At 61.8% G+C, this 12924-nt stretch carries 9 protein-coding genes; all 9 read right to left on the reverse strand.

Annotated features, from left to right (window positions below):
• Positions 1 to 55 precede the first annotated feature (55 nt).
• The gene (locus tag ACN9MO_RS20900) at positions 56 to 1357 is read right to left on the reverse strand and encodes a glycosyltransferase family 4 protein (RefSeq protein ID WP_425987591.1); all 1302 of its coding nucleotides are present in this window, start codon (positions 1355 to 1357) and stop codon (positions 56 to 58) included.
• Positions 1354 to 3573: a hypothetical protein gene (locus ACN9MO_RS20905; RefSeq protein ID WP_425987593.1), complete on the reverse strand. Its 2220-nt coding sequence runs from the start codon at positions 3571 to 3573 to the stop codon at positions 1354 to 1356. The genes ACN9MO_RS20900 and ACN9MO_RS20905 overlap by 4 nt, the downstream gene beginning before the upstream one ends.
• Positions 3574 to 3583: 10 nt before the next feature.
• Positions 3584 to 4315 (reverse strand): hypothetical protein, encoded by a 732-nt coding sequence (locus ACN9MO_RS20910; protein WP_425987595.1) that lies wholly within the window; start codon positions 4313 to 4315, stop codon positions 3584 to 3586.
• A gap of 10 nt (positions 4316 to 4325) precedes the next feature.
• Positions 4326 to 5588, reverse strand: a complete 1263-nt coding sequence (locus ACN9MO_RS20915) for a glycosyltransferase family 4 protein (protein ID WP_425987597.1) — start codon at positions 5586 to 5588, stop codon at positions 4326 to 4328.
• Entirely contained in the window at positions 5585 to 6430 is an 846-nt protein-coding gene (locus tag ACN9MO_RS20920; RefSeq protein ID WP_425987599.1) for a class I SAM-dependent methyltransferase, read from the reverse strand. The genes ACN9MO_RS20915 and ACN9MO_RS20920 overlap by 4 nt, the downstream gene beginning before the upstream one ends.
• A complete protein-coding gene (locus ACN9MO_RS20925; protein ID WP_425987601.1) occupies positions 6427 to 8679 on the reverse strand; it encodes a glycosyltransferase family 2 protein in 2253 nt (750 codons plus the stop codon). The genes ACN9MO_RS20920 and ACN9MO_RS20925 overlap by 4 nt, the downstream gene beginning before the upstream one ends.
• 67 nt (positions 8680 to 8746) lie before the next feature.
• Positions 8747 to 9406: a calcium-binding protein gene (locus tag ACN9MO_RS20930; RefSeq protein ID WP_093233196.1), complete on the reverse strand. Its 660-nt coding sequence runs from the start codon at positions 9404 to 9406 to the stop codon at positions 8747 to 8749.
• A 295-nt stretch (positions 9407 to 9701) separates the two neighbouring features.
• Positions 9702 to 11120, reverse strand: a complete 1419-nt coding sequence (locus ACN9MO_RS20935; RefSeq protein ID WP_425987603.1) for an HlyD family type I secretion periplasmic adaptor subunit — start codon at positions 11118 to 11120, stop codon at positions 9702 to 9704.
• A complete protein-coding gene (locus tag ACN9MO_RS20940; RefSeq protein WP_425987605.1) occupies positions 11117 to 12862 on the reverse strand; it encodes a type I secretion system permease/ATPase in 1746 nt (581 codons plus the stop codon). Before ACN9MO_RS20940 ends, ACN9MO_RS20935 begins: the two co-directional genes overlap by 4 nt.
• Positions 12863 to 12924 lie beyond the last annotated feature (62 nt).

Genomic DNA, 12924 nt, shown 5'->3' on the forward strand with positions numbered 1-12924 from the left:
GGAAGTCGGCCGCTTGTAAATGCGAGGTGAGTGCCGGGACGGAGCGCTTTTCGGTTCAGGCCACAGCGGCGCTCGGGTGAACCGACTGTTCCTCCTTGAGCAGTTTCCGATAAAGCGCGATATGTTCGCGGCCGCAGTCGACATGGCTCATCGGGCGCCTGAGGGTTGCCTTGAGGTTGTCCCATGACCTTGGCGTGCTCAGCACATCGATCAGTCGATCAGCAAGATCTTGCGCGCTGCCGGAGCGGAAATGATAGCCGTCCAGCCGATCGCGAACCTTCTCGGCCATGCCGCCGATGTCGGAGCAAATGATCGGCCTCCCATGGTGGAGGGCCTCCTGGATCACGATCGGCGAGTTTTCCCACCAGACAGAAGGCATCACAACCCAGTCGACGGAACGCATCAGCCTGGGCATGTCCTGGTTCTGGTAGGAGCCGTAAAAGCGGACGCGGCGGCCAGCGTCTTCGATCAGTTTCGCGACCCGGTCCTGATACTCGGCCGGCTGACGCTCGAGGTTGCCGCCGAAGATCATCAGCGTGGAATCGTCACCCCAGATATCGTCGGGCACGCGCGATACCGAGTCGATCAGCACGTGAACGCCCTTGAAGGGGGTCATCTGCCCGAAATAGGCAAAACGATTGCGACGTGCCGTCGGCGCCGGCAATTCACGCGCCGGCGTCTTTTCACCCAGGACGATGCCGTTTTCGATCACGAAGATCTTGTCGGCAGCGATGCCCCACTCGACATAGCGATTAGCGAGAAAGGCACTCGGGGCGATGAAGGCGTCGGCAAGGTTCAGCATGCCCCGCACGAACTGCTCGCGGCGTACGAAACGCGAAACCGGGATTTCGGGAAAGCACGTATGGCAGCTGATTGGCGAAGCGCCATTGCAAAGCTGACCCGAGGGCCGCTTCACCATTTGCCCGTGGTTGTGACAGATCGGCAGGTACTCGTGGAAGGTCACGACGATGCGCGCTTTCGGCAGAGCATCGCGCACCGCATAGAGCGCTTCCAGCCCGAAGCCGATGATATGGTGGAAGTGGACGATGTCGGGCTTGATGTCTCCCACAAAGCGCAAGAGGTCGCGACGGATCGCGTCGGTATCGCCGTTGGACAGGAAGAAATGATCAAAGTCCTCGGCATGGTAGAGCACTTCGTCCATCGCCAGGCGAAGGCTCATCAGCGCCGATGCGCCGTGGCGCGGCACGGGATTGCCGACGCGGGCGAGGTAGATCGATTCAATCCCCGGCAGGCCGTTCAATGCCTTGTGCAAACCATGGGAGGCGATCTCGGCGCCGCCCAATGAATGGGTCGGGTGGCCGTGCGAGACGACCAGCACGCGGAGTTTGTCACTCATGCCGAAACCTCATTGTGGGTCGTGGTGTCTGGCTCGACGGTCTGCATCCAGCGGCCACGAAAGAGCGTCTGATCGACACGCTCCACGTACCTGGCCGTGGCTGCCGAAACGGCACCGAACGCCTCATCCGACCCGAGCATCTGCAAGGCGGGCAGCCAATAGGATTCGTAGCCCCTGCGGCTCAGCCTCAAGGCAAGATCCAGCCCATTGAGAGACGCACCGAGATAAGCCGGCGAAGGGCCGGTATCGTCGAGAAGCGCCTTGCGGGGCATGATGCAGCACTCGAGCGACGCGGTCGCCACCCGCGTCAGCTTCAGGCGGTTCACAGCGCCGACCGGATAACCGGCATAACGGCTCGACTGCAGATGGTCCGCACGATCGAGCGACGAACTGCCGGCCCAGCGGATCGAATGATCCTCATAGGCAAGGGTCGGCGAGATGATGCTTCCGCTTTTTGTCTCATAGTTCGCAACGAGCGTCTGGTACCAACCGGGATTGGCCGGCGTAAGGGAGGCAGACAGCAGAATGACGGTCTCATTGTCGACGGCCTGCGCCGCAGTCCGCGCCAGGTCGCTGGCATCGACTGAACCTTCGACGGACAAAAGGCGCAGCGGCAAGTGATAGAATTCCGCAAGTCGCCGGATGCCGGCGGCGCGCCGGCGAAACTGTTCCGATTGCAGGACGAGCACGATCGGCGCCTGCCGCGTATGTGGATCGAGTGCCAGAAGCCCCAACAGCGCGGCGAAATCCTCCTCGGCCTCTCCCACGGCGACAAGGATTGCCGCCCCCACAGCCTCACCGAAGCGGCCAATGTCGATAACGGTCTCGATGGTCGGAGCATCAGCGCGAGCCGCAGTGATGAACGGAACGACCTGGCGATCGACGATATCGGGCAAGGCCCAACTGGTCGGATCGATAGCGTTCAGCAGCCGCAGCGCCGAATGCCTTGCCGACAGCCGTGTCGGGTGAAGCGGCATATAGGCGCGGCGAGAATCGCGAAGGGTGATTTCGAGGTGAAGGGGTGCTGCCGGATCGCCGACGAGGCCATCCGCGAAAGCGATGAAACCGTGCGAACGGCGATGTCCGGATATCGCGCCCTTGAATTCCGGGCGGTCCACGAAGGCATCTTCGACGTCTAGCCGCTCCGTGCGGGTCCAGGCGCCATCAAGACGCGCTTCAGCGCGCCCCCGACGCAGCCGAACGCTTTGCACATGATCGTCCGGATCAAGCATCCAGCCCGAGATCAGGAAGGCGCCTTCATCGCCCTGATAGACTGCGTCGACACCGAGCCGGACCGGAACGGGGAGACTTGAGATCGTTTCTGTACCGTCAAAGCCGTTGGCTGCTTCGCGCAGGCGCAACAGCACCTGCGGCGAGCTCTGGCTTTGGAGCAGCATCGCGCGAAGATGACCTGGCGTTTCAAGGGGGCCAGCAACGAACTTTCGCTCGTGGACCGGTGCATAGCGCCAGGCGCCACGGCCACGATAGAAAATGCCCTGGATGTCACGCGCCCGCGGCAGATCATCCGCAGACAGGAGGCCCAGAAAGCCGACCGCATCTTCCGGTGCGTCGTTGCGCGGGAAAACCGCGATGCTGCACTCGGCGACCGATGCGTTTTCGGCCCGGATGATGATCCGGCTAACGCCGGCAGCAATGTCATGCGCCCAACCCTTGAGCGCGATCGCATCATCGTGGCTCTCACCGAGCAGTTCTATGTAGCCGTCTTTCGCGGTTCCCGCCTTGAGGAGGGCTGTGATCGCTGTCAGCTTCCGTGGGTCGAGCGGCGGCTTCATCAACACGTCCACCAGGCGGCCAAGCACGTGAACGACCTGCGGGCCGGCGAGCTCTTTCAGCATCGCGGCGACGTCACCTGTCGACACGGTGCGGGGCGCAACGACGTAACGTTTGCCGCTACCTTCCCTTCCGAAGCGCAGCGTTGCCGGCATGCCACGCGCGTGATCGACCGGGATGAGCGCGGCGAAACCATGGGTGGCGGTGGCCTGTGGAGTGGAAAGCCGCCAGCCGATGATGGCAGCGATCGCCTGGGTCGCGGGATCTTCGTCGATCTCGACCGGCAGCTGATCGGCCATCGGGCCGCCGGCGCCGATGACCAGCAGCAAGGCTTCGTCGATCGGGCACACCACAATCCGTCCGCTGCGCATGATCCGGGCAAGCGGTGCCGGGTTCGGCGAAAGGGAAAGCTCCTGATTGGGCATGATGCGCCCCTCAGGTCCGCAGGAGAAGCGTCAGGATCGCACCTGCGGTAAAGCCCGCAAGCACGAAGAGAAGCAGAAATGCTGGCTTCAAGTCTCCGTTCGAGCGTTGCTTCAAGGCATTGAGGCTCTTTTCCATACCAGCCACAACCCCATCGAGACGCATCAGGTGCACGTCGAGATCGGTCAATCGTTGGGTGATTTCTGTACGCAGGCTAGCAACGTCGTCACTGACTGCTGCAAGGCCCGCAGCTTCGCCTTCCTCGCCATCGTCGAGCTTCTGGCGGATGGCCGAGCGTTGCGAGACCTGGAGTTGACGCTGTGCCGCCATCAACACGTCGAGCTTGTCGAGGACCTTTGCCAGTGGAGCGGCGATCAGGGCTTCGGCAGCCTGTTCGTCGGGTTTGGGAACGCGAAGCGGCAATTCGCCGCCTTTTTCCGTCGAGGCCATGACAACCAGTTCGGCCGCGCGGGCGCTCGCCGTTTCAGGCAGGGCTATCTCGAAGGCATGGTTGCCATCGCCGATCCCGTTGCGCTTGAGATCGGATCGGTTGCGATCGGCCAGTGCCTCGGCGATCACCTTGCCATCGAGCAGCACGCGAATGGCGAGCCGTTTCTCTGGCGTCTCAGGATCGAATGCCCAACCGAAAACGCGGCCCTGGTCGATCGCGTCCACCCGGCCCTTCAAGGGCTTTGCATTGTTTTGTTCCGGTGCGACATCCGGTTTGTCGGCTGCTACAGACATGGTCATTCCTCTAGGCCGCGGCGGTTCGTGCCGGCTCTATCTTATCGATGAGCGTGAGATAGCGGCGGGCAGTGGCGTCGATATCATCGGGTTTGCGGGCGTTCGCCGAAAGGCGCCGCCTGAGATCCGGGTTTTCCGCGATGCGGCGCATGGCGGCGGCAAGCGCCCGCGGGTCGTTGGGCGTAACGGTCAGGCCGCTCACGCCGTCCTGAACCATTTCGGCCATGCCGCCAATGTTGCTCGCGATCACGGGTTTGCGCTGGGATTGCGCTTCGCCAATGACGAGTGGCGCATTCTCCCACCAGATCGACGGCACGATGGTGCAATCGACCGCAGCGATGAGGTCGGCAATGTCGTCGCGCCGGTAGGCGCCGCGCTGCTGGACGGTGGGGGCGGTCTTTTTGAACAGGCGGGCGATCTCGTCCTTGAAACCATCGCTCTGGAACGGTGCGCCGCCGTGCACCCTGAGCTCGAAGCGCAGGCCCTCGTCGATCAGTTGTCGCGCGGCCTCAAGCAGCACGGTGGTGCCCTTCCAGGGATTGAGGTTGCCGAAATAACCGAAGATCGGCCGGTCGTTTTCCTGCCGATCCTTCCGCGTCGGAAGGTCCCGCCGTGGCAAGCCATTCGCGATGACATCGATCTGCTCCCCGTAGAGCCCCCAGTCGATGTATCGTTGTCTCAAGAACTGGCTCGGCGATACGAAACGGTCCACCGTGCGCAACAGGGCTTTAAGATGGTGCTCGCGAAGCACGAAGCGGTCGAGCGGGATATCCTTGAAGCAGGCGTGGCAGCGGTCGGGCGTTGACTTGTGGCAAAGCTCCTTGCCGCTGGTTCGCACCATCAGTCCGTCATGGTGGCAAAGCGGATAGTAGTCATGCAGCGTCATGACGATGCGACATTCGGGCAAGGTCCGGCGCACGATGTGCGGAAACTCGGCGCCGAGCAGCAGCAGGTGGTGAATGTGGACCACGTCCGGCTGGAAATCGCGCAAAAGCTCGGTCAGATCAGGAACGACGCCATAGAGGTCGATCTGGCTCATGAAGAAGCGATCGAAATGACCAGACCACAACAGCACCTCGTCGCCCTCAGAGCCAATCGCCTGGAAGCTCGTGCCTGGGCGCACCTGCCTATGGGTCTGGTTGGTAGCGCCGAGGAAGAGTACTTCATTGCCGGCGCGTTGATAGGCGCGGAAGAGGTCGTGCGCGAAAATCTCCGTACCGCCCGGATGGAGCGCCGGATGATTGTGCGCCGCGACCAGAATGCGCTTCTTCATCCGTTTGCACCCCGGCGTTCGGCAACGAAGACATCCTGGTAGTGACCGGCATCCTGCCCGCGCCAATGGCCGAGTGATTTCAGGATGGTTGAAAAACCCGCCCGTTCGAGCGCCCGATCGAGAAAGCCGTCATCGAAACCGACAGCGGCAAGCGGCGGCAGACCCGGCACGAACCAGCAGGGACCATCGCCGCTGCGATTGAAGCCAAGGCGCGAATCCCGCCTGCCGTTTTCGTTCTTCGCCGCCACGCGATCGACCACGAACGCCGTGACGAAAAGCCGGCCACCGGGCTTCAGCATCCGGCTGATCTCGCTGAAATAGACAAGCACTTCGTCCGGCGGGAGATGGGTGACGATCGACGTCATGATCGCGAAATCGAACGTTCGATCCGGATAGGGGAGCTTCAGCGCCTTGCCGTTGATCTTGCCCATGGGATTGTAAAGCTCATGGGCAATGTCAACATGCTCGAAAGTGAAGTTTGGGTAGACGGGCGTCACGGACTTGCGGCACCAGGCGACACCGCCTTCGACCGGATCGACGCCGACGTAGCGGGCGCGATCGGCGTCGAGATACTGTGTGAGCGGAACTGCCATCCGGCCGATGCCGCTACCGATGTCGAGCACGCTGCTTTCCGGCTGCAATCCGCCCATGCGGATGAAATGGCCGAGAAACTCGGCGCCAACCGCCCGGTAGTTGCCGTCTCCGACGAACACGCTGTTGCTGTCGGGCTGTGGCAGGAAACGATTGTTGAGAACCGTTTGAAGCATCCCGTCGATGCGGTCCTCGTTCGGCTGCCAGGCCGTTTGCAGGCTGTCTGCGTGGCGAAGTGCGGGTTGGTTCATGCGGCGCTCCTGGCGGCAGTCCTGTGACCGCTCGGCGCTGCCGCCTCTTCGGCGCCGAGGTAGGCTGGCATCAGCGTGCTGATGTCGTCGTTCCAGCGTTCGGTGTGCAGCCATGCATTGTACTGGCTCGCAACACCGCGCGTGTAATCCTGGCTTCGGCTGATCGACCGCCGCTCCAGATGGTAAAGGCAGGCAGCCGGCTCATAGACGATGTCGAAGCCGGCCTGCCGGATCTTGAGGCAGAGATCGCTGTCTTCGTAGTCGCCGATCACGAAATCCTCGGCATAGCCGCCGACGAGTTCCCATACTTCCCGGCGCATCACCTGGCAGGCACCGGTGACGCCAGGCACGACGCGCGCCTTTTGCGCGGGCGCGTAGGCGCCGGGCATGCCCTTGTAGAAATGATGGTTCAGCCAGATGTCCTGCTTGTTGCGGGCGAAGTAGAGACCCGCATGTTGCAGCGAACCGTCCTCGAAGAGAAGCTTCGGGCCGATCGCGCCAAGCGACTTTTCTCTGAGCACGGGGAGTGCAAGCGTCTCGAGCCACCCCGGCCCGCAGGGCACGACATCCGAGTTGAGCATGACGACGACGGAACCGCGGGCATAGCGCGCGCCTGCATTGCATGCACGGGCATAGCCACCATTGCGGTTCATCACCACCAGCTTCATCGATAGCCCGTGCAGCAGGTGAAAGCCGCCGAGCAGGTGCTCAGTCTCGTCGTGGATTTCAGGGGAATCCAGCACATAGATGATCTCGGCGTTGGCGGCGACAAAGGGGTCGGTGGCGAGGCCTGAGAGCTGGAAGCGCAGAAAATCGAGGACGCGGTAGAGTGGCACGACGATCGAGACCAGAGGCGCCTCCAGCATAGGACCGAAGTCCTTCGTCTGTTCAACCTTGATCGTCTTTCCCAGTCTTTGCTCCACGTCCTTAAGCGCGGGCGCAAGGATCGTGCGGAACGCCGCATCGATGGCGTGCTGTGGCGGAACGGCCCGCAAAATGCGGTTGCGTTGTGTCGCAGGATCGAAGGGCTGCGGCTTCGGCACAAGCGGTTTGACGGCGCCGGAGGCAAGCCGCATCTGGAAACGGGGCTGAAGAAGGGCGCCGAGCGGTTCGCGCATCGGCAGCCAGCTGACAAAGCCCGTTACATCGGTCTTCGAGCCTTCTTCCGCACCACGGGCCCAGCCGGGGAATTCATACCAGTTGCCGTCAAGCGGTAGCGCAGTGCCGTCTTCCTGAAGATAGTCAATGCCCGCAAGCACGCCGGACGGGTCACGGGTCCAGCCGCCGACCAGTAGCCCATCGGGGAGCGCGAGCGCCAGATCGATCTCTGCACCGGGGTGGAGGGGGGATTTTCCGGCCTGGCGTGCCGGCAAGGGCGAACGAAGCTGCAGGTCGGTTGCGAGCGCCGTCCCGCTTTCAGGGATCGCAGAGAGGCAACGAACGACGAATTCCCTGAGGCCTGGCGCGGCGCCGTTTTCGGGCCACCATTCCTGGACGCGCGGATGGCGCGAACTGCTATGGGCGACCTCGCGGATGGCAACGCCACGCTTGCCCATGATCATGAGAGTGAGCGCCTGCGGGGCGCGTGGTGTTTCGAGCACGAAGTGGCAACGGCGCCAGCCGCGCTCCGCCCGACCGGTTATGGCAAACTGCTGCGGCAACGGCAGGACGGCGTCGGCGCTCAGCGCGTAGATCGCACTGATTTCGCCAAACTCGGCGCTGACGGTCGTTTCCGCCAGGTATCGGCCATGGGCAAGCCGGCACGCGATCGTCGCGGGGCGCTGGCCAAGGTTCAGGGCATGGATCGTGTCGTCGACCAGACCGGTAAAAAACTCGTCGCGGGAAAGCCGGAATGCGCTGCGCCAAACGGTGAGCAGGGTGTTGAGAAACTTGAAGCGCCCCTCGGGCATGAGGCTGGCGAACTGCGCCGCCATATCGAGGAACGGAAGCCGGCCAGCCGGTTCGAGGACGACGGTCTGAAGGACATCGTGATCGACGGCAATTTCCGCAAGCTCGCGCTCGTCTCCGGGACGCATTGCCCAAAAGACGCGTTGCCCGCCGTCGGCGCGCGGGAGGGTCATGCTGACAAGAGGAACGAGGGATCGCGATGCAGAAAGCGCGTATTTGGTTTTCGCCGGCAGGTCTGCTGGTGCGTCCCAGATCAGCACAGCAACATCAAGGCTGAGCCTGAATGCCACAGCACTTGCGAACTCCTGGCTGAGGCTCCTGATACGGTCGTCTGCCGTCACGCGCTACTCCTGAAGGACGAAAAGGGAGGGCGCCCCACCGGGAGGAAGTGGGGCGCGCCGGTCAATCTCAATGGATCGTGAAATAGTGGTTCGGGTTTGCCTGGATGTCGTCGGCATCGGCATTGACAAGCGTCAGCGTGTCGCCATGGCCGAAGTCGATCACGACGTTGCCACCAACCTGGGTGACGCGCGATGCCAGATCTTCCGGAGAAGAGATGTCGAGGCCGTTGATGTCCTTCGAAATCTGCAGCAGGTCTTCGCCGGGCGTGAAGTCGAGGATGACGTCGTTGCCGCCACCGCCGTCGAAGACGAAGACATCGCTGCCGTCGCCGCCGGTCATGACGTCGTCGCCCTGGCCGCCGTTGATGACGTCGTTGTCAGCACCACCGAACAGGATGTCGCTGCCGCGGCCACCCATAAGCAGGTCGCTGCCGCCGCCGCCAATGAGAATGTCGTTCCCATTGTCGCCATTAAGCAGGTCATCACCCTGGCCGCCAAACAGGACATCGTTCCCGTTCTCGCCATGGAGAATATCGCTGCCCCAACCGCCAAACAGGGTATCGCTACCGTTGCCGCCGAACAGCAGGTCATCACCTTCGTCACCGAAGATGGTGTCGTCGCCATTGCCTCCGTTCACGAAGTCATCGCCAGCGCGAGCGTGGATGAAGTCGTCGAAGCGTGAGCCAAAAAGGGCGTCATCATACGCGCCGCCTTCCAACGTGGCCATATGCTACTCCTCTTAGTTGTTGCTTACGCCCATCTCCGGCTCTCAAAAAACCTTGGATGAGCGCCGGGACATTGCACTGCAAAAAAACATATGGCAACAGCAAAAACAAAATAAATACAGATGTACTGTGCTGTTATCTGCTACCTCAGATGTATATTATGTGTCGTTTTGATGTTTATCCCTGGAATATAAGGGGTAGGTATCTTTGGTATTACTTGGAATTCAATTCAAATTTAGAAATAAATTGCCGGCGAAATTGAATTTCGCCGGCTTCGTATAGTGGTTAAGTTCTAGTTCAGTCTTCGCGGAAGGCGCGGTTCAGGCTGTCCGCAATCGGTGAGACCATGTAGTCAATCGCCGAGCGTGGCTTGTGGACGATCAGGACCTCGGCAGGCATGCCGGGATAGAGGCGAATGTCGGGGTTGGCACTGAGCGACGAAGCCGCAATGCGGGCACGCGCCACGTAGTAGGAGACATTCGATTTCTCATCGACCGACTGGTCGGCCGCCACATAGCTGATCTCGCCGTCAAGAGGCAGGTGCGTGCGTTGGTTGTAGGCCGTCAGCCGGATCTGCGTCTTCGAGCCGATGTCGATGCTGTCGATGTCACGGGTGCCGACATGCATTTCCACGAGCAGTGGTTCGTCCTCGGGCACGATATCGAGAAGCGGTTGCCCCGCCGAGACGGCGCTGCCTGCCGTGCGCAGCTGAATGTTGGTGACGATCCCGGCCTGTGGTGAGCGGATGTCGAGGCGGGTCAGGATGTCCTTGGCGGACACCAATCGTTCTTCGACATCGGAAAGCTCAAGGCGGGCCGTGGTGATTTCGCCGGCAATCTCGGACTGGAACTCATTCTCGATACCGGTCAACCCGAGTTCTGCTCCGGCTTCCGCCTTTTCGGCCTGGGCCTTATTGCCGGCGAGTTCGCCACGGGTTGCCGCCAGTTCGCTGAGCTTGGCATCGATCTCGATAAGCTTCGAGCGCTGCGCGAACTCCTTCGCGACAAGAGTGGCGATCGCGGTTCGCTGCTCGGTAATCAGTTCGATCTGTCGATCGGTCGCGCGGATCTGCTCGGCGAGCGATTTGGCTTTCTCCGAAAATTCTTCGATGGTCTTGCCCTGAACATCAAGGCGACCGGCTTTTGCTTCGCGCCGGCGCTCGAAAAAGTTCGTTTCCGCTTTCACCGCATCATCGGCCGCCGGATCCGGCGCGCCCTTCAGATCATCAGGGAACGTGATTTCTTGTGAATCCGTCTGTTCCGCCCTCAGGCGGGCAAGCTTCGCAATCAGACCGAGGCGACGGCTTTGCAGCGCCTGCAGGTCGGAGCGCGCACGGGTATCTTCGAGCTTGACGAGTGGTTGCCCGGCCGCAACACGATCCCCCTCCTGGACGAGCAGGCGCTTGAGAATGCCCCCCTCGAAGTGGCTGACGGTCTTGCGTTTCGAATCGACTACGATCGTGCCGCTTGCGACCGAGGCGCTGCTGAGCTCCGTCGAGAAGGCCCAGCCGAAAAAGCCGCCAAAAGCGACGAGGATGGTCGTGAGACCGGCAAGGACCACGCCGCGCAGCGGGGCGGAAGCGCTGCCTTCGGCATCGGAGTCCAGCCCATGCAGCGGATGAGGCCGGTCGATGATGGCAGGCAGGTTCTCACCACCACGCGATGTCACTGCGTTCTTTGCATCGCGCGCGATCGGTAGATTGGGTTTCTTTGTCATGCGGAAACGCCTTCCCGTCTCGGTTCGCCCGGGGTCATGGATGCGACCACGTCGGTGCGCGGTCCGAACTGGGTGATTCGACCGTTTTCGAGGACGAGCAGCTTGTCTGCCGCCTGCATGATGGTTGGCCGGTGGGCGATCATGATGACGATCGCGCCGTCGTTGCGGGCACGCTCGATCGCACGGATCAATGCTCGCTCGCCGATCGCGTCGAGGTTGGCGTTCGGCTCGTCGAGAACGATCAGTCGGGGGCGGTCATAGAGGCAGCGGGCAAGTGCGATGCGCTGCCGCTGGCCACCGGAAAGCGTCAAATGGCCGTCACCGACCGGCGTATCGTAACCAAGTGGCAGCCGGCCGATCATGTCGTGCACGTCGGCAAGGCGGGCGGCGTCGAGCACCTTTTGAGGCTCGCCTTCCTCCATGCGCGAAATGTTATCGCGGATGGTCCCCTCGAGCAGCGAGACCGATTGCGGCAGGTAGCCAGTCATCTGCCCGAACGAAGCGCGCTCCCAGAGATAAACGTTGTTGCCGTCGAGGAAAACGCCGCCCGTGGTCGGCTTCAAAATGCCGACAAGGAGGCGGGCAAGCGTCGACTTTCCCGCAGCCGACGGCCCGACGATGCCGAGCACCTCGCCCGGCGAAAGCGAAAATCCGATGCCCTTGATGATCGGTACATCGAGACCGGGGGCGGCATAGACCAGCTTGTCGACAACGAGATCGCCTTGCGTGCGCGGCTGCGGCATCGTCTGGCGTACGGCGAGATCCTCCTTGAGTGCCGCCTCGATCCGTCGCCAACTGGCGATGGCCAACACCCATTGGCGCCAGTTTTCGATCATCGAATCAAATGGGGCGAGAAGGCGTCCGACCAGAATGGTCGTGGCCATCATCGCGCCGGGCGAGATCTCCTGCTTCATCACGAGGATAGAGCCCGTCGCCAGCGCTGCTGCCTGGATCATGAAGCGTATCGAGCGGGTGATGGAGGCCATCGCCTTGCTTCGGCTGCCGCTGACTTCGAGCGCATCCAGCGCATGCAGTTGCGCCGCGCGCCAGCGGCGGGCGAGTGCGGGCAGCATTCCCATTGCCTCAATCGCCTCGGCGTGGCGCAAGCTCGCACCAATTTTCGAGACGGCCTCGATATTGGCTTGATTGGCCTCTTTCATCAGCCGGCGAGTCAGCAAATCAGTCAGCAATCCACAACACACGAGCAGGGCAATGGAAATGGCGCCAAGAAGGCCGAACATCGGGTGCAGCGCAAAGAGCACGCCGAGGAAGATTGGCGACCAGGCGGCATCGAGCGGTGCACTGACGGCGGAGGTCGTGAGAAAGCTGCGCAACTCAGCCAGGTCCCGTAGCGACTGGGTCGCGCGGGTCAGCCCTTGATCGGCCGCCGCCTGCACTGCCGCGGTCAACACTGGCAAGTTCAGCCAACGCACGACCGCGCTTCCCATCGCCTGGAACGTCAGCGCCCGGATGTATTCGAGCACGCCATAGATAATGAGCGCGCCGATCACCAGAATCGTCAGCATGGTAAGCGTATCCATGCTCTGACTGTTCAGGACGCGGTCGTGGACCTGCATCATGTAAAGCGGCGTGGAGAGCTGCAAGATGCCGATGCAAGCGCTCAGCACCGCTGCATAAATAAGTGCCAAAACGAACACGCGGCGCGCCTTCAAAATAAGCAGCCGTGGATCGTTTGCTCCATTTTGCGCCGTCTTTGGCCCAATTTGGTTCTTGCTAATCATATTGCCTCGTTTGCTGTCACGCGTGGCGAATTTCTGGATAAGTTCGTTGGGGTCTTGAGGAA

The organism is Ensifer sp. R-19 (assembly GCF_049905105.1).
Lineage (GTDB): Bacteria > Pseudomonadota > Alphaproteobacteria > Rhizobiales > Rhizobiaceae > Ensifer.